Annotated in this window: 20 protein-coding genes; 12 read left to right on the plus strand and 8 right to left on the minus strand. The window is 74.3% G+C overall.

Annotation, left to right across the window (positions count from 1 at the left end; genetic code table 11):
- Positions 1 to 18: 18 nt before the first annotated feature.
- A complete protein-coding gene (locus tag AB0M79_RS25815; RefSeq protein ID WP_364218189.1) occupies positions 19 to 588 on the minus strand; it encodes a DUF5709 domain-containing protein in 570 nt (189 codons plus the stop codon).
- Positions 589 to 839: 251 nt separating this feature from the next.
- Between AB0M79_RS25815 and AB0M79_RS25820 the strand changes: the two genes are divergently transcribed.
- Complete coding sequence (locus tag AB0M79_RS25820) at positions 840 to 1,991, plus strand: SigB/SigF/SigG family RNA polymerase sigma factor (RefSeq protein ID WP_357533235.1); 1,152 nt, start codon at positions 840 to 842, stop codon at positions 1,989 to 1,991.
- A gap of 34 nt (positions 1,992 to 2,025) precedes the next feature.
- On the opposite strand, the gene AB0M79_RS25825 is transcribed toward AB0M79_RS25820, so the two are convergent.
- Positions 2,026 to 2,760 (minus strand): ATP-binding protein, encoded by a 735-nt coding sequence (locus AB0M79_RS25825; RefSeq protein ID WP_364218191.1) that lies wholly within the window; start codon positions 2,758 to 2,760, stop codon positions 2,026 to 2,028.
- A 214-nt stretch (positions 2,761 to 2,974) separates the two neighbouring features.
- Between AB0M79_RS25825 and AB0M79_RS25830 the strand changes: the two genes are divergently transcribed.
- Both AB0M79_RS25830 and AB0M79_RS25835 read left to right on the plus strand, forming a co-directional pair.
- Entirely contained in the window at positions 2,975 to 4,306 is a 1,332-nt protein-coding gene (locus AB0M79_RS25830) for an ANTAR domain-containing protein (protein WP_364218193.1), read from the plus strand.
- 83 nt (positions 4,307 to 4,389) lie between these two features.
- Positions 4,390 to 5,592, plus strand: a complete 1,203-nt coding sequence (locus AB0M79_RS25835) for a glycosyltransferase (RefSeq protein ID WP_364218195.1) — start codon at positions 4,390 to 4,392, stop codon at positions 5,590 to 5,592.
- Positions 5,593 to 5,600: 8 nt separating this feature from the next.
- Here the strand turns inward: AB0M79_RS25835 and AB0M79_RS25840 are convergent, their stop codons facing one another.
- The 4 genes from AB0M79_RS25840 to aroA all read right to left on the minus strand — a co-directional run bounded on the left by AB0M79_RS25840 (position 5,601) and on the right by aroA (position 9,743).
- Positions 5,601 to 6,464, minus strand: a complete 864-nt coding sequence (locus AB0M79_RS25840; RefSeq protein WP_364218409.1) for a hypothetical protein — start codon at positions 6,462 to 6,464, stop codon at positions 5,601 to 5,603.
- Positions 6,465 to 6,574: 110 nt separating this feature from the next.
- Complete coding sequence (gene hisN, locus AB0M79_RS25845) at positions 6,575 to 7,369, minus strand: histidinol-phosphatase (protein ID WP_364218197.1); 795 nt, start codon at positions 7,367 to 7,369, stop codon at positions 6,575 to 6,577.
- A 46-nt stretch (positions 7,370 to 7,415) separates the two neighbouring features.
- Positions 7,416 to 8,315 carry a ribosome small subunit-dependent GTPase A gene (gene rsgA / locus AB0M79_RS25850; RefSeq protein ID WP_364218411.1) on the minus strand — a complete coding sequence of 300 codons (900 nt, stop codon included), beginning with the start codon at positions 8,313 to 8,315 and terminating at the stop codon, positions 7,416 to 7,418.
- Between the two features lie 129 nt (positions 8,316 to 8,444).
- The gene (aroA, locus tag AB0M79_RS25855) at positions 8,445 to 9,743 is read right to left on the minus strand and encodes a 3-phosphoshikimate 1-carboxyvinyltransferase (RefSeq protein WP_364218199.1); all 1,299 of its coding nucleotides are present in this window, start codon (positions 9,741 to 9,743) and stop codon (positions 8,445 to 8,447) included.
- Positions 9,744 to 9,841: 98 nt separating this feature from the next.
- On the opposite strand from aroA, the gene AB0M79_RS25860 reads away from it, so the two are divergent.
- The 7 genes from AB0M79_RS25860 to AB0M79_RS25890 all read left to right on the plus strand — a co-directional run bounded on the left by AB0M79_RS25860 (position 9,842) and on the right by AB0M79_RS25890 (position 14,280).
- Positions 9,842 to 10,570 carry an SOS response-associated peptidase gene (locus tag AB0M79_RS25860; protein WP_364218201.1) on the plus strand — a complete coding sequence of 243 codons (729 nt, stop codon included), beginning with the start codon at positions 9,842 to 9,844 and terminating at the stop codon, positions 10,568 to 10,570.
- 188 nt (positions 10,571 to 10,758) lie between these two features.
- Entirely contained in the window at positions 10,759 to 11,148 is a 390-nt protein-coding gene (locus tag AB0M79_RS25865) for a WhiB family transcriptional regulator (RefSeq protein ID WP_357533226.1), read from the plus strand.
- Positions 11,149 to 11,256: 108 nt separating this feature from the next.
- Positions 11,257 to 11,877 (plus strand): alpha/beta family hydrolase, encoded by a 621-nt coding sequence (locus tag AB0M79_RS25870; RefSeq protein ID WP_364218203.1) that lies wholly within the window; start codon positions 11,257 to 11,259, stop codon positions 11,875 to 11,877.
- 249 nt (positions 11,878 to 12,126) lie between these two features.
- Entirely contained in the window at positions 12,127 to 12,936 is an 810-nt protein-coding gene (locus tag AB0M79_RS25875; protein ID WP_357533222.1) for a sigma-70 family RNA polymerase sigma factor, read from the plus strand.
- Between the two features lie 6 nt (positions 12,937 to 12,942).
- Positions 12,943 to 13,227 (plus strand): mycothiol system anti-sigma-R factor, encoded by a 285-nt coding sequence (rsrA, locus tag AB0M79_RS25880; RefSeq protein ID WP_357533220.1) that lies wholly within the window; start codon positions 12,943 to 12,945, stop codon positions 13,225 to 13,227.
- Between the two features lie 328 nt (positions 13,228 to 13,555).
- A complete protein-coding gene (locus tag AB0M79_RS25885; protein ID WP_357533218.1) occupies positions 13,556 to 13,771 on the plus strand; it encodes a biotin/lipoyl-binding carrier protein in 216 nt (71 codons plus the stop codon).
- Positions 13,768 to 14,280, plus strand: a complete 513-nt coding sequence (locus AB0M79_RS25890) for a GNAT family N-acetyltransferase (RefSeq protein WP_364218206.1) — start codon at positions 13,768 to 13,770, stop codon at positions 14,278 to 14,280. Before AB0M79_RS25885 ends, AB0M79_RS25890 begins: the two co-directional genes overlap by 4 nt.
- Before the next feature lie 16 nt (positions 14,281 to 14,296).
- On the opposite strand, the gene AB0M79_RS25895 is transcribed toward AB0M79_RS25890, so the two are convergent.
- A complete protein-coding gene (locus tag AB0M79_RS25895) occupies positions 14,297 to 16,117 on the minus strand; it encodes a tetratricopeptide repeat protein (RefSeq protein ID WP_364218414.1) in 1,821 nt (606 codons plus the stop codon).
- Positions 16,118 to 16,335: 218 nt separating this feature from the next.
- Here AB0M79_RS25895 and AB0M79_RS25900 point away from each other — a divergent pair, with 218 nt between their 5' ends.
- Together AB0M79_RS25900 and AB0M79_RS25905 are read left to right on the plus strand one after the other, a co-directional pair.
- Complete coding sequence (locus AB0M79_RS25900) at positions 16,336 to 17,370, plus strand: SIS domain-containing protein (RefSeq protein WP_364218416.1); 1,035 nt, start codon at positions 16,336 to 16,338, stop codon at positions 17,368 to 17,370.
- A gap of 24 nt (positions 17,371 to 17,394) precedes the next feature.
- Positions 17,395 to 18,912: a histidine kinase N-terminal domain-containing protein gene (locus AB0M79_RS25905; RefSeq protein ID WP_364218208.1), complete on the plus strand. Its 1,518-nt coding sequence runs from the start codon at positions 17,395 to 17,397 to the stop codon at positions 18,910 to 18,912.
- A gap of 138 nt (positions 18,913 to 19,050) precedes the next feature.
- Here the strand turns inward: AB0M79_RS25905 and AB0M79_RS25910 are convergent, their stop codons facing one another.
- Complete coding sequence (locus tag AB0M79_RS25910; protein ID WP_364218418.1) at positions 19,051 to 20,640, minus strand: glycosyltransferase family 39 protein; 1,590 nt, start codon at positions 20,638 to 20,640, stop codon at positions 19,051 to 19,053.
- Positions 20,641 to 20,658: the final 18 nt, after the last annotated feature.

Raw genomic sequence — 20,658 nt, forward strand, 5'->3', positions numbered from 1 at the left:
CCGGCCACCCGGTCCGGTTCAGTGCAGCGGCGGTGGCTCGGTCTCGTGGATCGCCAGTTCCTCCTCGGTCGCGCCGCCACCGGCCGCGCCCGCGTCGTGGGCGATCGAGTCGGTTTCGCGGTCGGTCTCCAGGCCCTCGTCGGATTCGACCAGCCGGCCGACCGTCCCGCCGATGGAACTGTCCAGGCTCCCGTTGTCGTAGATCGACACCTGGGACGACGGGTCGGACGTCGGACCAGGGTTGAGCACGTCGGAGTCGAACTGCGCCTGCGCGGCGGCCTCCTCGCTGGTCGCCTCGTCGGCCAGCCTGGGATCGGCCGGGGTACCGAGGCGTTCCTCGACCGGGGGGTCGAGCCGCTCGCGGGCGATCTTGGCGTCCAGCGACTCGCCGTGCAGCTGCTCCTCGGCCGTGGTGCCGAAGCTGTCGACCGCCATCGGCTCGTCGGCCGGCAGGGTGGCCGGGTTGGGGCCGTCGGCTTCCCGGCCGGTGTCGACGCCGTCCTTGGCGGCGGAGTCGTCGTCGGCGACCCGGGGTATGCCGTCGGCCTCCGGGTCGGAGACCGGCTTCGGATACTCGTCAGCACGCATGCCATCCGGACTACCCAGCGGGCCACAGCGGTAACCGGATCTTCGCCGCGTCCGGCTTCCTGGAAGTCTGCTGAAAATGATCCGTCGATCATTGCCCCGCGCGATCAACGGCCAGTAGGGTCGCCGGCAAGAAGTCCCATGAACCGGACTTCACGGGGTGCTCAAGACGCGGGCATCAGTCAGCACAGCGGCGCTGTGCCGCGATCCTCCGCCAACCGCCCGGTGCGGTGGCGGCCCCCTGGAGGCTGCCCATGGTCCCTACGTCCGTCGCGACCGTACCGACCGATCCCGGCATGCTCGACGAACTGGCCGAGTCCTACGCGGCTCGGGTCACCGGACTGGCACCGGACGCCGCCGAGCGGTGCCGGCTCCGGGAGCGGCTCGTCCACGCCGCGCTGCCGCTGGCCGCCCGGCTCGCCCGTCGTTACCAGGGGCGGGGAGAGCCGCTGGAGGACCTGGAGCAGGTGGCCCGCCTCGGGCTGCTCAAAGCCGTCGACCGCTACGACCCCGGGCGCGGCGCCTTTACCGGCTTCGCCGCCATCACCATGGCCGGCGAACTGCGCCGGCACTTCCGCGACCGCACCTGGGGCGTGCACGTCCCGCGCCGGATGCAGGAACGCAGCATGGAGGTCAGCCGGGTCACCGCGGAGCTGACCACCGAACTGCACCGGGCACCGACCACGGCCGAACTGGCCGACCGGATGGGCACCGGCACCGAGGACATCCGGACCGCGCAGGAGACGTCGGCCGCCTACAGCGCGATGTCGCTGAACGCGCCGGCCCACGCCGACGCGACCGGCGAGCTGGCCGACCAGCTCGGCGACGCGGACGGCAACCTCGACTCGGTCGACGACCGGCTGACCGTCAGCGCCCTGCTGTGCCGGCTGCCGGCCCGTGAGCGGCGGATCCTCGCCCTGCGGTTCTACGGCAACCACACCCAGGCCGAGATCGCCGCCGAACTGGGCATCTCGCAGATGCACGTGTCCCGGCTGCTGAGCCGGGCGCTGGCCTGGCTGCGGGAGGCGATGTTCAGCGACGCGCCGCTGCGCTGGCAGGCCGGGGTGGTGCCGACCGACGCGCGGGACCTGTCGGTGCGGATCCGGCTCACCGGGGCGGTCGCGGTGGTCGCGGTCGCCGGCGAGGTCGACCGCGACAACGCCGGCCTGCTGCGGGACCGGTTGCTCGAAGCGGTCCGCCGGGGCGTTCCGGAGGTCGCCGTCGATCTGGGCGGCGTACCGTTCATCGACGCGGCGGGCATCTCCGCGATCCTGGTCGGCTTCGAGGCCGGGCGCGGCGCCGGGGTCCGGCTGCGGATCACCGCGCCCCGGCCGCAGGTGCTGCGTACGCTCCAGGCCGCCGGGCTGCAACCGCTGCTCGAATCGTCCCCGAAGTCCGCCGGCTGACGCCGGCGGTCGCCCGGCGACGGGCGGGATGTGGCTAGGTCGGCTCGTCGTCGGGGTGCAGCATCGCCCACATGACCTTGCCGTCGTCGAGGGCGGTGGTCCCCCAGCGGCGGGCGACCGTGTCGATCAGAAGCAGGCCCCGGCCGCCGGTCGACGACGGCGCGACCGGCCCGCCGAAGCGCGGCAGCACCGTCGACCAGTCCCGTACCGACAGGTGCAGGGCGCCGTCGCGGGCCGCCAACCGTACGGTCATCGGGGTGTGGGCGTGGGCGACCACGTTGTTGACCATCTCGGTCGCCGCGATGCACGCCGAGCCGGCGACCTCCGGCAGGTCCCACCGCCCGCACCCCTCGGTCACCAGGTCGCGGACCCGGCGGGCGGCTCCCACGACCGGCTCCAGGTCGTCCCGGAGCGTGGTCACCGGTCCCGGGGCGGCCAGCCGGGTGAACGCCTCGGGCAGGTCGCGCGCCACCGGCACCCCGGCCTCGCCCCAGGAGGTGTCCGGCATGCCGGGCGGCACGTAGAGCACGAACCGGCCGGCCGGCCACTGCTCGGCCTCGGCGGCGACCGCCCGGAACACGGTTAGCGCCGCCGGCTCGTCGACCCGCAGCCCGGACACGTCGACGACCACGGTGTCACCCCGGTCGGCGAGACATCTCAGCAGCGCGCCCCGCAGCGATTCGGCGGCGGACAGGTCGAGGACGCCGACGAGTTCGACGAGCCCGCTCGGGTCGTCACTCTTCACCAGGCATCGCACGTCGGTCGGCATGATCGCTCCATTGTGCATGTCGGTCCACCGGCGCGCAGCGGATGATTCCGCACCGATGGTCGCAGGCCGCCACGCACCCGGCCGGGTTCCGTGTTTCCGGTACCCCGTGCCACACCGGGACATGCGGCCGGGCGTTTCCCCGGGGCGATCTTCCGGGTACCGGCCCGGCCATGTGCCGGAACAGATCATGGTGGCCCACCGCCCGGGACCTGTCGTGACGGAGGGGCCGGATCCGCTCGCCGCCGTCGTCGAGCAACTCCGGGCCGAACGCGACGGTCTGCGTACCGCGATGCGCGGCCGGGCGATCATCGAACAGGCCAAGGGCGTGCTGATGGCCCGTGAGCGGATCACCGCCGAGGAGGCGTTCGACCGGCTCCGCCGGGTGTCGCAACGGACCAACGTCCGGCTGGTCGAGGTGGCGGCGCGTACCGTCGCCCGGGTCGCCCCGCCCCCGACCGTCGGCCGGCTCCGGGCCGCCGCCGCCCGGCCGTCGGTTCCGGCCGACGACGACGGTACGACCGCGCCCGCGACCCCGGACCGGGACGACGGACGGGCCGGGACCGACCGGCTCGTGGCGCACAGCCGGCACCTGCTGATGGTCACCCGGGTGGACGCGGCGGAAGCGTACGACGACCTGGTGGAGGCGCTGGCGGAGACCGGACCGGACTGGCCCGGCCCCGGCTCGGTGGTGCTGGCGCTGACCGAACCCGACGGGGCACTGCGGGTCGTCGCCGCCCGTGGGATACCGGCCGAGCTGGCCAGCCAGTGGGCCCGGATACCGCCCCAGATCGACACCCCGCTGACCGACGCCGCCCGCGACCGGAGCCCCGTCCTGCTGCCCGACCGGGACGCGGTACGGCGGACGTACCCACGGCTTCTGGAGCTGAACGCCCGGCTGGCCGCCTGCGCGGCGCTGCCGCTCACCCACCGCGGCCGGCTGCTCGGGGTCGTCGGCCTGACCTGGCGGGTGCCGGTCGACCTCGACCACACCCGGCAGACCTACCTGATGGCGGCCGCCGACGTGGTCACCCGTGGCGTGGTGCGGCTGACCGGCGGTGCCGGCGCCGCACCGCCGGACTGGATCCGGGCCGTGCTCGACGCGAACGTGGTGCCGGCCGCCGCACTGCGGGCGCGTCGGGCCGGCGCCGAACCGGCCGACTTCGAGTTCGCGCAGTTCAACGACCTGGCCGCGCGGTGCGCGGACCGGCACGGCGTACGGCTGGCCGGCACGACCCTGCTGACCGCCCTGCCCGGTGTCGGCCCCGGCGAACTGTTCCCGTTCTGTCGCGACGTCCTCACCGACGGGCTGCCCCGGTCCCTCGCCGGGGTCCGGCCGCCGACGGCCCAAGAGGGGCAGCCGGGCGGCGGGTACGAGGTACGGGCGGCGCGGCTCGGCGACCTGGTGTTGATGAGCTGGCGACCGGTCGCCGCCGACCCGGGCGGTCCGGCCACCGGACGGCGTACCGGCGACCGGGGCGGCACCGGCCGGTTCGGGGCCGTCGGACGGCCACCCGGCGGCCGCCCCGCGCCCGGCCGACCGAGTTGACACGTTTCGTCTCCCCGCCCAGTGGTTAATGGGAGCCTCTGACCAGAGGCTCCGACAACCCTGACCGTCGCGGAGGTGAGCCTATGCGTGTCGGACTCGTGTGCGCCCATGCCGGACCGGTGGGTACGGACCGGACGACATCCGCCAGCACCCACGAGCACGTCGCCCGGGTCGCCGCCGAACTGACCGGCCTCGGGCACGAGGTACGGGTCTACGAACGGCGCGAGGATCCCGCCGCCGAGGCCACCGTCACGGTCGACGGCTACCGGATCGAGCGGGTCCCGGTCGGCCCGTCCAGCCGCACGCCCACCGCACCGCTGGTGCCGTACGTGCCCGAGTACGGCCGCTGGCTCAGCGAACGCTGGTCCGGCGGTGACTGGGAGCCGGAAATCGTCCACGGGCACTTCTGGCTGGGCGGGCTCGCCGCGGCCAACGCCGTCCGCGCCACCGACATCCCGGTCGTGCAGACGTTCCACTCGCTCGGCGCCGAGCAGTTGCGTCATCTCGGCCGTGACTACGACGGGCCGGGGGAGCGGATCCCGCTCGAACTCGCCCTCACCCGGGCCGTCGACATGGCCGTCGCGCAGTCCACCGACGAGGTCGACGAACTCACCCGGATGGGACTGCAACGGGCCGCGGTGACCGTGGTGCCGGCCGGGGTCGACACCACCCGGTTCCACCCCGACGGCGAGGCCGTACCCCGGGACCGCAAGCCGCGCATCCTGTCCGTCGGCGGTCTCGGGCCGCGGCACGGACACGACGACCTGATCCGGGCGATGCGGCTCGTCGGTGACGTCGAACTCGTCATCGCCGGCGGCCCGCCGGCCGGCGAACTGGCCAACCACGCCGAGGCCCGCCGGCTGGGCGAACTCGCCCGGCGCCACGGGGTCGGCGAACGGGTACGCCTGGTCGGTGCGGTGCCGCACGAGCAGATGCCGGCCTGGTACCGCTCCGCGGACGTGGTCGCCTGCACCCCCCGCTACGCGTCGGCCGGCCGGGTCCCGCTGGAGGCGATGGCCTGCGGCGTGCCGGTCGTCGGCTACGCGTTCGGCGGGATCACCGACACGGTCCTCGACGAGGTCACCGGCCGGCTCGTCCAGACCGGCGACGTACGCGGGCTCGGTATCACCCTGCGCCGGCTGCTCGCCGACGACGCGGGCCGGTTCGCGTACGGGCACGCGGCGGTGGACCGGGTCCGGTGCAGCTACACCTGGGACCGTACGGCCGGGGCGCTGGAGCGCCTCTACGAGCGGGTGGTACGCCGTCGCCGCCCGGCGGAGAACTGACCGACGGATCAGCGCCGGCCGACAGGGGCGGCCGACCGGGCATCCGTGCCGGCCGGCTGGCCGGCCACCGCGTGGTGGTGCTGCGGTTCGGCGTACCGGGTCAGGCCGATCACCGAAACCAGGGTGACCAGGAAACCGAGCGCGGCCAGCCACTCCCGGCCCGGCCAGATCTTGTCGTTGAGCAGGGCCAGGCCGACGACCGCCGCCGGCAGCGCGCCCGCCGCGTCCATCGCGGCCACCGCCGCCGTCGTCGAACCGCGCTGCATGGCCAGCGCGAGCAGCAGTTGCCCGACGACCGAGTGGGCGATCAGCAGGTGGAACAGCGGGCTGCGGACGCAGGCGCCCCACGAGTCGACCGACGCCAGCGGGCGGGCCGCCACCGCGGCGGCGGAGAACGCCAGCCCGGCGAGGGAACCCAGCGCCACCGAGCCGGGCACCCCGTGCAGGCGTACGGCGAACACCCCGAGCAGCGCGACCACGCCCAGGGCCACCGCCAGCCCGACGACCAGGGCGATCCCGATCGGCTTGGCGGGCGCCGGCCGGGCCGACAGGACCAGCGCCGCGATCCCGACGAAGAGCAGCACCAGCAACGCGATCTCCGCGCGCGGCAGGCGCCATCTCAGCACCAGTACGCCGAGCACCGCGGTCACCCCCAGCCCGGCGGCGACGCTGGACTGCACGAGGAACAGCGGCAGATCCCGACGGGCCAGGAATGCCAGCCCGAAACCGAGGGTCTGGAAGCCCAGCCCGAAGAGGTAGACCGGCTGGCCGGCGAGCCGGACCAGCAGCCCCGGGTCGATCCGGCGGTGCACCCCGGTCCGGGTCGCGGCGATCGACTGGAGCAGGTTGGCGAGGCCGTACGCGGCGACCATCGCCGCCAGGAAACACCAACCCGTCGAGATCACTGGGCGAGGATAGATGCTTCGGCGCCCCGCTTCATCTCGTGGTGCTCACGGCACCCGCGCCCGCGCGGGCCGACCGGTCAGCGGGTCAGCCGGAGCAGGATGTCCTCGTGCAGCGGGCCGTTGGTCGCCACCGCGCTGCCGCCGCCGGGGCCCGGCCGGCCGGCGAGGTCGCTGAACCGGCCACCGGCCTCGGTGACGATCGGGATCAGCGCGGCGAGGTCCCACAGCGACAGTTCCGGCTCCACCATCACGTCCACCGCGCCCTCGGCGAGGAGCATGTAGCCGTAGAAGTCGCCGTACGCGCGGGTGCGCCAGCTCTGCCGCATGATGCCGAGCATCGCGTCGAGCCGGCCGTTCTCCTCCCAGCCGGACAGCGACGAGTAGCAGAAGCTGGCGTCGCCGAGCCGGCGTACGGCGGAGGTCCGGATCGGGGTGGCGGCGGCGGTGTGCCGGCCGGCGTACGCCCCGTGCCCGACCGCCGCCCACCAGCGCCGGCCCAGCGCCGGTGCGGACACCAGCCCGACGACCGGCTGGTCGCCCTCCATCAGGGCGATCAGGGTGGCCCAGATCGGCACGCCACGCACGAAGTTCTTGGTGCCGTCGATCGGGTCGACGACCCACTGGCGGGTGCTCGGGCCGGCGGCGGCCTCGGACGCGCCGAACTCCTCGCCCAGCACCCCGTCGCGCGGCCGGGTACGCGCCAGCGTGGCGCGGACGGCCTTCTCCACGGCGGTGTCCGCGTCGGAGACCGGGGTCAGGTCGGGCTTGGACTCGACGTGCAGGTCCAGGGCGCGGAACCGGGCCATCGAGATCGAGTCCGCGGTGTCGGCGAGCAGATGGGCAAGGGAGAGGTCGTCGGCGTACCGGGCCATGGCGGGAAACGTAGCCGATGGCGGCGAGCGGCCCGCGCGCGGACCGCTATTCGATCTCGCCGGCCCGGGATGCCAGCAGGCGGCGGTAGGACTGCAGCCGGCGCGGGTCGGCGTTGCCGGCCGCCACCCAGGCGTCGAGGGCACACTCCGTCTCGCCGGCGGTGTGCTCGCAGTTGGGCGGGCAGTCGACGGTGCCCTCGACCAGGTCGGGGAAGCCGTGCAGCAGGCTCTCGGCCGACACGTGGGCCAGCCCGAAGCTGCGTACGCCGGGGGTGTCGACGATCCATCCCGGGTCGGTGGCGCCGGGCAGCGGCAGCGCGACCGCGCTGGTCGACGTGTGCCGGCCGCGACCGATGGCGCTGACCGTGCCGACCGCCCGGTCGGCGTCCGGAACCAGCCGGTTGACCAGCGTCGACTTGCCCACCCCGGAGTGGCCGACGAGGACCGAGATCCGGCCGGCGAGCCGCTCGCGCAACTCGCCCAGGTCGGAGTCCGGCCGCACCAGCACGTACGGCAGGTCGAGTTCGGTGTAGTAGTCCAGGACCGCCTCCGGGCCGGCGAGGTCGGCCTTGGTGAGGCAGAGCAGCGGCTCGATGTCGGCGTCGTACGCGGCGACCAGGCAGCGGTCGACGAACCCGGTCCGCGGCGGCGGGTCGGCCAGGGCGGTCACGATGACGAGCTGGTCGGCGTTGGCGACCACGACCCGTTCGAGCCGGCCCTCGGCGGTGGTCTCGTCGTCGTCGGCGGTGCGCCGCAGCACCGAACTGCGCTCGGCGATCCGTACGATCCGGGCCAGCGCGCCGGGCGCTCCCGAGGTGTCGCCGACCAGCGAGACGCGGTCACCGACGACGACCGACTTGCGGCCCAGTTCGCGGGCGCGCATCGCGGTGACCCGGGTGGCCGACTCGTCGAGCACGCAGGTGTAGCGGCCCCGGTCGACGGCGATGACGAAGCCGTCGACGGCGGCGGCGTGCCGGGGCCGGGTCCGGGTGCGGGGCCGCGACGATCTACCCGGACGGACCCGTACGTCGTCCTCGTCGTATTCCCGCTTCCGACCCGCCAGCGGTCCGCCCCCTCAGTCTCCGGCCACCATTGCCGACCATAGTGCCGGAAACTCGGGCTGTGTCTTCGCGGTGCACGTCACGTCGCTGAGTTCGACCCCGGGCACCGCCAGCCCGACGATCGCCGCGGCGTGCGCCATCCGGTGGTCGTGGTAGGTCTCGAAGCCACCGCCGTGCAGCGGACGCGGCCGGATGTCGAGGCCGTCGGAGGTCTCGGTGACATCGGCGCCGAGCCCGGTCAGCTCGCGGGCGAGGGCGGCGAGCCGGTCGGTCTCGTGGCCGCGGATGTGGGCGACGCCGCGCAGCTTCGACGGCGAGTCGGCGAGCGCGGCCAGCGCGGCGACCGCCGGGGTCAGCTCCGCCACCTCGGACAGGTCGGCGTCGATGCCGTGGACCGTCCCGGTGCCGCGTACGGTCAGCCCCTCGGCGTCGAGGGTCACCTGACCGCCGAGCTGGTGCAGCAGCGTACGAAGCTGGTCGACCGGTTGCGCGCTGTTGCGCGGCCAGCCGCGCAGGGTCACCCGGCCGCCGGTGACCAGGGCGGCGGCGAAGTAGGGCACAGCGCCGGACAGGTCGGGTTCGATGTCCCACTCGCGCCCGGAGAGCCGTCCGGGTTCCACGGTCCACACGTCCGGGGTGCCGTCGTCGACGGCGGCACCGGCGGCCCGCAGCATCCGGGTCGTCATCCGCAGGTGTGGCGCGGACGGGACCGGCGGGCCCTGGTGGCGCACCACCACGCCGCGGTCGAAGCGGGGCGCGGCCAGCAGCAGGCCGGAGACGAACTGGCTGGAGGCGGAGGCGTCGATGGTGACCTCGCCACCGGCCACCCGGCCGGTGCCGTGGACGGTCAGCGGCAGCCCGCCGGTGGGCGCGACGTCGAGGCGTACACCCAGCGCGCGCAGCGCCCCGAGCAGCGGGCCGAGTGGCCGGGTGCGGGCCACCGGGTCGCCGTCGAAGGTGACCGGCCCGTCGGTGAGGCCGGCGACCGGAGGCCCGAACCGCATGACGGTGCCGGCCAGCCCGACGTCGACGTGCGCGGGACCGCGCAGCGGCTGCGGCCGGACCACCCAGCGGTTGTCGTCGTTGGTGGAGACGCCGATGCCGAGGTTGCGCAGCCCGGCGGCCATCAGTTCGGTGTCGCGGGCGCGTAGCGGCAGGTGCAGGGTCGACGGCCCGTCGGCGAGCGCGCTGAGCACGAGGGCCCGGGCCGTGATCGACTTGGAGCCGGGCAGGTGCACGCCCAGGTCGACCGGATCGGTCGCGGTCGGTGCGGTCCACGGCTGGGGCGGGCGGGTCGCGGTCGGGTTGGCCACGCCTACAGTCTGCCGTGCCGCGCCGACCGGGCGGGACCGGCGCCGGGCCGGCTCCCGCTGATCGGGACGGGTGGTCCCGGTGGATTAGCGTGTGTCGCATGTGTGGGCGGTACGCGACGACCCGGAGCGCGACGGATCTCAGCGCGCTCTTCGAGTCGTACGACGACACGGGCGGGCGGGTCGGGGCCGACTACAACGTCGCGCCGACCGACCCGGTGCCGATCGTGCGGATGTCGACGACCCATGCGGGCCGGACGCTCTCGGTGGCCCGGTGGGGGCTCGTGCCGTCGTGGGCCAAGGACGCCCGGGGCGCCGCCCGCATGATCAACGCCCGGGCCGAGACGGTCGCCACCACGGCCGCGTACGCCCGTCCGTTCGCCCGCCGGCGTTGCCTGGTCCCGGCCGACGGCTGGTACGAGTGGGTGCGGGGCACCGGGGGTGCGCGAAAGCAGGCGTATTTCATGACCCCGCGCGACGGCGGCGTGCTCGCCCTCGCCGGCATCTGGTCGGTCTGGGGTGACGGGGCGGAGCCGCTGCTGACCTGCAGCGTGCTGACCATGGCCGCGGCCGGTGACCTGGCGCTGGTCCACGACCGGATGCCGTTGCTGCTCACCGCCGACCGCTGGGACGGCTGGCTGGCCGGTGGTGGCGAGCCGGCGGAACTGTTGGTGCCACCCGGCGACGAGGTGCTCTCCGGAATCGAGATCCGTCCGGTCGGACCGGCTGTCGGCGACGTCCGCAATGACGGACCGGAACTGGTTTCCCGGGTGCCGGCGGGGCCACTCGGAGCGCCTGCCGAAGCGCCGGTGGAATTGACATTGTTCTGAACAGAAGCCCATCCTGTTCATCGCTTTTAAGGGCGATATGTCGCCTTGTATTTTCCCCTGTTGGGCGGCAAACCCTTGTCTCCACTGCTGTTTGTGCGATACAACACAGCGCCGGCAGTGGGTGTCGATTCGCACCGGGCGAATGGCGTCCATGGATGCTTTGCCGGTCCCACGGGGGAGGTGGGTGGATGACACGGGCGCGGATGCCACGCCCGCACGAGGTTGCCGCGGCACGAAGGGACCCGAGACTGATCCGGGCCCTCGACGAGCGACAACTCGACGATGCCTGGCGGACCAGGGGTGTATGCCAGAGCGTGGACCCAGAGACGTTCTTTCCGGCGCCGAGCGAGCCGGCGGACGCGGCCATCGCGTTGTGCCGCACCTGCGACGTGCAGGGTGCCTGCCTCGCCTGGGCGCTGGACGTCGGTGACTGTCACGGGGTGTGGGGCGCGACGACCCCACGCGAACGGCGGGCGATGCTGGTGGCCTGGCGCAGCCAGCTCGGGCCGGACCCGGACGGGGCCGACGAGCCGGGGCCCGACCTACGCCAACTGCTCGACCTGGTGCCGACCCGCTGACCCGTGCGCCCGGGCCGTCCCGGGCGCACGCCGGAGGCGACCGCCACGCCGGCGACACCACGGGGCGATCTGCCGGGCCGTCGGGTCTACGCGACGCACAATGGCCGGATGGGGCGTACCTGGGAAGTTCCGACGCCGCGCGGACCCGCGCGGCTCGCCCTCGATCCCGCGGCCGGTCCGGCGCGTGGCCTGCTCGTGCTCGGCCACGGGGCGGGTGGTGACGTTGACGCGCCCGACCTGGTCGCCGTGCGGGAGCGGGCGGTCGCGGCCGGACTGACCGTCGTCCGGATGACCCAGCCCTACCGGGTCGCCGGCCGCCGGGCGCCGGCACCGGCCGCCCACCTCGACGAGGCGTGGACGGCCGCCGTCGCCGCACTGCGGGCCGACGGCGCGGTCGCCGCCGGCCTGCCGCTGCTGGTCGGCGGCCGGTCCAGCGGAGCGCGGGTCGCCTGCCGCACCGCCGCCGCGCTCGACGCGGCGGCGGTCGTGGCGCTGGCGTTCCCGCTGCACCCGCCCGGCCGGCCGGAACGGTCCCGGGCCGCCGAACTGGCGAGCGGGGTGCCGACCGTGGTCGTGAACGGTGACCGGGACGCCTTCGGGGTGCCGTCCGCGTCGCCCGGGGTCGAGGTCTTCGTCCGTCCCGGCGAGGGGCACGACCTGCGGCGCGATCCCGCCACCACGGCCACGGTGGTGGTCGACTGGCTGCGCGCCCACGGCTTCGCCGGCTGACCGGCGCGCGGTCCGGGCACGGACCGTGTCCTGGCCCGCCCGGCCGTCGTTGCACCCGGTGAGCCGGCAGGCTCCCCGGACCGTCCGGCCGACACCGGCCGGGTCCGACTCTCCCAGGCCCTTCCTGGTCCCAGTGGTGGCCCACGCCACTGCCGGGACCAGGGTGGGTGGCCACCCGGACGGAATGTCGGGGCGGTAGCTGTGCGTTACAACCCCCGGAAGCTTCGCGAGCGAGGGGGGTTTGATCCGGTGCGAACCGAGACACGCGACCGGGAGCAGAGCGACCGGGAGGCGACGCGCGTCCAGCGGCTGCTCACGGCTCCCGAGTGGCCGGCGACGCCCGAGCCTGACGGCGTGACCGTCGGCACTCCCGCCCGAACCCGAACTGCCGGCGCTGTCGAGCGCGTATCCTCGGCGGGACGGGTCACGCGAGGAGACGTGCGGTTGACTTCAGAGAAGACGGACGAACGCCGGACACGGTTCGAACGCGACGCGTTGCCGTTCGTCGACCAGTTGTACGCCGCCGGACTGCGGATGACCCGCAATCCGGCTGACGCCGAAGACCTGGTCCAGGAGACCTACCTGAAGGCATACTCCGCCTTCCACCAGTTCGAAGAGGGCACCAACCTCAAGGCCTGGCTCTACCGGATCCTGACCAACACCTACATCAACTCCTACCGGCGCCGGCAGCGCCAGCCGATCCAGGCGCCGACCGAGGAGATCACCGACTGGCAGCTCGCCGAGGCCGAGTCGCACACGTCGAGCGGGCTGAAATCGGCCGAGACCGAGGCGCTCGAGCGGCTGCCCGACAGCGACATCAAGAACGCCCTCCAGCAGTTGCCCGAGGAGTTCCGGCTCGCGGTCTACCTCGCCGACGTCGAGGGGTTCTCCTACAAGGAGATCGCCGAAATCATGGGCACCCCGATCGGCACCGTCATGTCCCGGTTGCACCGCGGACGCCGGAATCTGCGCAAGATGCTGGAGCGCTACGCTGCCGATCGGGGCTTCAACGGGGTCCCGTCGACGTCCGGGACCGGATCAGCCGGTCAGGAGGTGTGAGCGACCGTGAGCTGCGGTGAACCACACGAGACCGACTGCACCGATGTCCTCGCCGAGGTCTACCTCTACCTCGACCTCGAGTGCGGCGACGAACGGCGCGACCTGATCCGCGACCACCTCGACGAGTGCTCGCCCTGCCTGCGGCAGTACGGCATCGAGCAGGAGGTCAAGGCGCTGGTGGCGCGCTGCTGCGGCAACGAGACCGCGCCGGTGGAGCTGCGCGCCCGGCTGCGGGCCCGCCTCGGCGAACTGGTCGTCGAGGCCGAGACCCGCGAATACCTGCCCGACTAGGGGACCGGCCGCCGCGCCGGCCCGCCCGATCCACGAAACGACGATCGCCGCCGTCGTACCGGACTCCGGTACGACGGCGGCGATCGTCGTCGGCGCTCAGGAGTTGGGGCGCTTGCCGTGGTTGGCGGCGCTCTTCTTCCGGGCCTTCTTCTTCCGGGACTTCTTCGCCATGCTGGCCTCCCTGAACGGAACGGCTCTCCCGTTTGGCGGGAGCGGACCCGATGATGCTAGTCCGGCCCGCCACCCTTCCCACCTTTCACCCTGCCGCATGCCGTCGCATGATTGGATACCGTTCGCACGCACACTCACCGACGAGGAGGGCGACCCGATGGCCGAGGAGATCCGCGCCGAAATGGTGGCGAACGTCTGGAAGGTCGTCGCGGCGGCCGGCGACTCCGTCGCCGACGGCGACACGCTGGTGATCCTGGAATCGATGAAGATGGAGATCCCGGTCGTCGCCGAGTCCGCCGGGGTACTCGCCCGGCTCGCCGTCAACGAGGGTGACGTGGTCCAGGAGGGCGACCTGATCGCCGTCATCGAATGAGCCCGGTGGTCGTACGGCCGGCCGAGCCGGCCGAGTTCGACACGGTCGCCCGGCTGACCCTCGCCGCGTACGAGGCGGACGGCCAGCTCAAGGAGGACCGCGGCTACGCGCCGACGCTCGCCGACGTGGCGGGCCGGGCCGCCACGGGTGAGCTGCTCGTCGCGGTCGACGAGGTGACCGGCCGGCTGCTCGGCTCGGTCACCTTCGTGCTTCCCGGTTCCAGGTACGCCGAGCTGGCCGGCACCGGCGAGGCCGAGTTCCGGATGCTGTCCGTCGATCCCGCCGCCCAGGGCCGGGGGGTCGGCGAGGCACTCACCCGGGCCTGCCTGGCCCGGGCCGCCGAGCTGGGCTGCCACGCCGTGGTGATCTCCACCCGGACGTTCACCGAGCCGGCGCACCGGCTCTACCACCGGGTGGGCTTCGTGCGTACGCCCGGTGCCGACTGGTCGCCGGTGCCCGGGGTCGACCTGATCGCCTGGCGGTACGACCTCACCACCGCCGGGCCGTAGAACGCGGCTGCGCGGCTCAGCCGCGTCCGGTCAGCCAGCGGCGCAGGCGGCGCAACGGCCCGCCCCGGGCCGTCGCCGATTCCATGGCCGACGTCTCCTCGACGATCAGCCGGGCGGCGGTCGCCGCGGCGGCGTTGTCGAGCCCGGGGGTCGCCAGGGCGAGCTGCGCCAGCGACCAGTTGATCGTCACCGGCCGGGTGTTCGCCACCGTCACCCCGTCGGCCAGCCGCTCGGCCACCACGCCGGCCACGTCGGCGCGTACGGACGGGTCGACCCAGGCCGCGGTGACCAGGGCGAACAGGGCGGCCTCGGTGGTCCAGTCCTCGACGCCCCAGAGCAGGTCGACCAGTACCCGGCGGCGGGTCGACTCCGGCCACGGCTCGTCGGTGCGGTGGTGCAGCAGGCCGAGGCAGGCCCAGACCTGCACGCACCGTACCCACAGTGCCGGGTCGTGTTTCGCCAGCGCCGCCCCGAGTTCGGTGTCGGGTACGGGCGGCGGGTGCACCAGCAGGCCCAGCAGGTCGTCGATGTCGACGGCGGCGAGGGTGACGGCGCGGTCGTACGCGGCCGGCGGGTGTGGCCACGCCGGGTAGGCGAGATGACGTACGCGTTCACCGGCAGCCGCCGAAGGCGGGGGCAGTGCCGGGCTGGCGGTGGTGCCCTCGTAGCGCCACAGCTGGCGGGTGCCGGCGCGGCGCGGCCGCCGGATGTCGGGTTCGCCGATCCCGGTCACCACCACCTCGGCGTCGGGCAGGGCGGTGGCGACCGTACGCATCGCGCTCGGCGGCTCGAGGCCGCTGACGGTCAGCCGGTGCGGGGTCGCCTGTTCGGCGAGTGCCTGCCGCAGCACGTTGGCGACCGCCTCGGCGGCGGTCGGCAGGTGGCCCAGCCACGGCCGGTCCTGGCAGCACTCGGCGAGGTCGTTGTGCTCGTGGGAGTTGTCGGGGTGGTCGCGCTGGAAGTCGGCCAGGGCCACCAGGTGGGCGAGGTCGCCGTCACGCCGGTAGCGCAGCCGGTGTGCGGTGTGCACGGCGCAGTCGAACGTCGGGTCCTTGGCCAGTGCCCGGTCCGTCCAGCCGATGGCCTCGTCGAGCCGGCCGTGGTCGGCGAGGGTGCCGGCGATGTCGGCGTACACGGACAGGTCGTCGGGGTCGTGATCGACGGCCCGGCGCAGCGCCTCGATCGCCTCGGTGGTGCGGCCCGCGCTGCGGTAGGCGTAGCCGAGCCAGACCTCGGAGAGCTTCGACGGCAGGGCGGCCACGCCCCGGCTCGCCCACTCGACGGCGAGGGTGACCTCGCCGAGCCGGCGGGCCAGCGCGGACGCCGCGCCGAGCAGCAGCCCGTGGCCCGGATACTCGTCGACCGAGTGCCGGGCCAGTGCCAGGTACGGCAGCAGCGGCGCCCGGTCGGCTTCCGGCACCGGGTCGCCGATGCCGGCGCAGACCTGCATCATGATCCGGGCCAGCAGGTCGGGTTCGAGGCGGGCCGGCAGTTCGGGCGCGGCGACCCAGGGCACCCCGGCCCAGTCGCCGCCGGGGGCGTGGCCGGTGGCCGCGGCGAGCAGTTCGAGCCCTTCGCCGGGCCGCCCGGCGGCGGCGAGCAGGTGGGCGCGGGCGACGGCGGTGCCGATGAAGACGTGGTCGTCGACGGGGAAGAGGGGGACCCCGCCCCCGGGGAGTACGGCGAACTGGGCGAGTACCTCGTGCACCTCGGGCATGGTGGGGGCGTGGGCGACCGCTCCGGCGACGTGGTCGGCGGCGTGCGACAGGTCGCCTTCGTCGAGTGCCAGCCGGGCGAGTGCCAGCTCCCCTTCCGCCGACAGGCGGGGGTCGTTCATTCCCTCGGACACGTCGTGGTTCCTCGTTCTCCGATCGGGCTCCGGGCTTGCGCAGCCTAGGCCATGCCGGCGAAGAGCGTGATCCACTGCGCATTGCTGCGCGAATAGTTGCGAGATTTGGCTGTACCGTGCAAAGCTGCGCATGAAACGCGCGGGAAGCGCGCATGAGCGGGGAGGTCGACATGGGGGAGAATCCGGTCCCACAGCCCGGCGCGGGCATGGCCGCCGACATCGCCGAACAGCCGGCCGGCTACGCCCGCCTGCTGGAGCCGGTCCACGCCGACCCGATCGCCGAGGTGGCCGCCGCCGTCGCCGCCCGCCGCCCCCGGCACGTCGTCTTCACCGCCCGGGGCACCTCCGACCACGCCGCGCTCTACGCCGCGTACCTCACCGAGATCCGCCTCGGCCTGCCCGCCGGCCTCGCCTCGCCGAGCGCCGTCACCGTCTTCGGCGCCCGCCCCGACCTGTCCGACGCCCTCGTCGTCGGGGTCAGCCAGAGCGGCGGCTCACCCGACCTGACCGAGGTGCTCCGGGTGGCGCGGGCCTCCGGCGCGCTCACCCTCGCCGTCACCAACAACCCGTCGTCGCCGCTGGCCGAGACCGCCGAACTCGCCATCGACGTCGCCGCCGGGCACGAGCGCGCGGTCGCCGCCACCAAGACGTACACGGCCGAACTGTTCGCCCTGCTCATGCTCGTCGAAGGCGTACGCGCCGGCGACGGCGTACTGCCCGCCGAGGAACGCGACGCCCTGGCCGCGCTGCCCGACCTCGCCGCCCGGCTGCTCGACGACCCGACCGCCCGCGGTCTCGCGCCGCGCTACCGGTTCGCCGCCCGGATGGTCACCACCGGCCGGGGGTACGCCTATCCGACCGCCCGCGAGGCCGCGCTGAAACTGATGGAGACGTCCTACCTGCCCGCACTCGCGTTCTCCGGCGCCGACCTGCTGCACGGGCCGCTCGCGATGGCCGACCCGGACGTGCCGGTGCTGGCCGTCGTCGGTGCCGGTCCCGGCGGGGAGTCGATGCGCGAGGTGCTGGCCAAGCTCGGCGAACGCCGGGCCGATGTCGTCGCGATCGGACCCGGCGACGTCGCCGGGTCCGCCAGCCGGATCGCCGTGCCGCCGGTGGACGAGAGGTACGCCCCGCTGCTCGACATCCTGCCGGTGCAGCAGCTCGCGCTGGCCCTGGCGCTGGCCCGCGGCGAGGACCCGGACGCGCCACGCGGCCTGAAGAAGGTCACGTCGACGCTCTGACGCCACCCGTGGGAGGCTGTCCCGGTGTCCACGCTGCGTGACCTCGTCGAGGAGCACACCGGGCTGCGCCCGGTCGACATCGACCACCTGCACCGCATCGCCGGCGACTGGCAGCTCCTCTCCGACCTGTCCTTCGCCGACCTGCTGCTCTGGGTGCCGATCGACGAGGACGCCGAGTCGTTCCTGTGCGTCGCCCAGGTGCGCCCGACGACCGCGCCGACGGCGTACCTCGACGACCAGGTCGGCCGGATCGTCGGTGGGCCCGAGGTCGCCCACCTGACCATCGCCTACCGGCAGGGCCGGATCTGGCGGGAGGGCGACCCCGTCTGGTACGGCGACACCCCGGCCCGGCACGAGGCGATCCCGGTCCGGCTGCGGGCCGCCGACGGCGAGTCCGGCGAGGTGATCGCGGTCATCGGCCGGGACACCAACCTGTCCACCGCCCGCACCCCAAGCCAGCTCGAACTGAACTACCTCACCACCGCCGACGACCTCGCCCAGATGGTCGCCGACGGCACCTTCCCGCCACCGCGCCGGCCGGGAGAGACCACGTCGGCGCCGCGCGTCGGCGACGGCCTGGTCCGCCTCGACGCCAGCGGCAAGGTCACCTACGCCAGCCCCAACGCCCAGTCCGCCTACCGGCGGCTGGGGTTCGCGTCGCACCTGGTCGGCGAGGACCTGGCGGCGCTCAGTGGCCGGCTCGCCGACGACCCGCTGGAGGGCACCGAGGCCGCCAACCGGGTGCTCGCCGCGCTGGGCGGCGAGGCGCCGAGCCGGCAGGAGATCGACGCCCGGGGCGCCACCGTGCTCACCCGTGCCCTGCCGCTGATGCCCGCCGGGGTGCCGATCGGCGCGCTGGTCCTGGTCCGTGACATCACCGAGGTACGCCGGCGCGACCGGGCGCTGATCACCAAGGACGCCACCATCCGGGAGATCCACCACCGGGTCAAGAACAACCTGCAGACGGTCGCCGCCCTGCTCCGGCTGCAGGCCCGGCGGGTCGGCATCCCGGCGGCGAAGGCGGCGCTGGAGGAGTCCGTACGCCGGGTCGCGTCGATCGCGATCGTCCACGAGACGCTGTCGATGTCGACCGACGAAGAGGTGGAGTTCGACCAGATCATCGACCGGATCGCGGTGGCGGCGGCCGAGGTGGCGAGCACCGAGACCCCGATCCGGATGCGCCGGGAGGGCACCTTCGGGGTCCTGCCGGCGGAGATCGCCACCTCGCTCGCGATGGTGCTCAACGAGTTGCTGCTCAACGCGGTCGAGCACGGGTTTCCGCCGCCCGGCGAGGAATCGGCGGCCGCCGCGCCGGCCGAGGTCGTGGTCTCGGCCTACCGGTTCCGCAAGCAGTTGCACGCGACGGTGGCCGACAGCGGTCGTGGCCTGCCGGCCGACTTCGACGCCGAGCGGGGTGGCCGGCTCGGCCTGCAGATCGTCCGCGCCCTGGCCACCGGCGAGCTGCGCGGCACCATCGAGTTGCGCAACCGCGCCGAGGGCGGCACCGAGGCGATCCTGGTAGTCCCGCTGACCAAACGCTGACGCCCTCTCCTCTTCTCTTCTCTTCCGCCCATGATCCGCGTGATCAGGGACCAGGTCGGGCGTGTCGTCGGCGCGGCGGGGTGCAAACTCCCTGATCACGACGATCTTGCGGATCTGCGGCGAGGACCCGGGGCGGGGTCAGCGGGGGGTGGGTGACAGCAGGGCGACGGTCAGGCCGTCGACGGTCCAGGTGTGGTCCACGGTGAAGCCCGCCCGCAGCGCGCCCGCCTTCGGCTCCGGCACCGCCGCCAGCGGATCGGCGCCGTGCTCGCCGGAGAGCAGCAGCCATACCCGGCCGGCCGGCGCCAGACAGGGGGCCGGATCGGCGCACTCGTCGGCCCACAGGCTGCCGGCGCGTACCGGGTCCCGGACCGCGAGCAGGTCGTCCGGCCGTCCGTCGCGCAGGTGGTAGGCGAGCGCGAGGTCCAGGAACCGCCAGCCGTCGCGGGGCGAGTAGACGACGGCGTCGCCGGGCCGGTCGCCCGCGTCGATGATCCGCGCCGCGGCGGCGTAGTCGACCGGCCGCGTCCGCGGCCACTCGTGGGTCCGGCGCATGCCGGCCTGTTCCGGCCCACCGAGTACGGCGACCACGGCGACCACCGGCAGCGCGGCGCGCACGTCGACGGCGGCCAGGGCGGCACCCGCGAGCAGGCCGGCGAACGGCACGGTGAAGACCAGGTAGCGGGGCACCCACAGCGGGGTCACCAGCCCCGCGACGAACAGCACGGCAACCGGTAGCAGCACGCACGCCCCGAGCACCACCGCCCACCCCCGCCGCCCGATGCGGCCTGGGTGGGCGGCGGCCGGGCCGCCCGGGTCACCCGTGCCGGCGTCGCTGTCCGCACCGGCCGGGTCGGGCCGGGCGGCTCCGTCGGCCGTACCGGCTCGGGCGGCTCCGTCGGCCGTACCGGCTCGGTGGAGCAGCGTGGCGAGCCCGAGGGCGGCCAGCACGGCCAGCGCCCCGCCGACCGCCGCCGCGCCGGTCACCCCGCCGGGAAACCGCACCAGTTCGCCGAGGCCGGGCCGGCCCACCCAGTCGAGCTGCCGCTGGTGCTGCCCGCCGCCGAGCAGCACCAGCGGGGTGACCGCCGCCACCGCCGGCAGCAGGGCCACCGGCCAGCGCAGCAGGCGCCGGTCCCGGGTCCGCCGCAGGGCGAGCAGGACGGCGACGGCATGGCCGGCGAGCAGCGTCGCCGCGACGAGGTGGCCGAGGCCGAGCCCGGCCACCGCGAGCCCGTACGCGAGCCAGCGCCACCACCCGGGCCGGTCGATCGCCCGGACCAGCAGCAGGGTGGCCAGCACGGCCAGCATCGTGACGAGCGCGTACGGCCGGGCCTCCTGCCCGTACCGGGAGGTGCTGGGCACGACGGCGAAGAGCAGCCCGGCGAGCAGCCCGGTGCCGGGACCGAGGAGGCGACCGCCGAGGACCGCGGCCAGCGCGGCGGCGGCGGTCATCGCCAGGGCGGACGGCAGCCGCAGCGCGGTGGGGGAGTCACCGAAGAGGCCGGTCCAGCCGTGCATGAACAGGTAGTACGGCGTCGCGCTGGCGTCGACGGTCCGGGCCATCCGGAGCAGGTCGGACAGGTCGCGGGTGGCGGCGCTCCAGGTGGCCAGCTCGTCCCGCCAGGGCTGCGGCCGGCCGAGTTGGACCAGGGTCACCGCCAGTGTCGCCAGGGCCGGCCACCACCATGCCGTACGGCCCGGTCGAGGGTCGCCGCGTGACGCGATCCGAAGTGGCAAAATGCC

The sequence above is a fragment of the Polymorphospora sp. NPDC051019 genome, from assembly GCF_040683055.1.
Classification (GTDB): Bacteria; Actinomycetota; Actinomycetes; order Mycobacteriales; family Micromonosporaceae; genus Polymorphospora; species Polymorphospora lycopeni.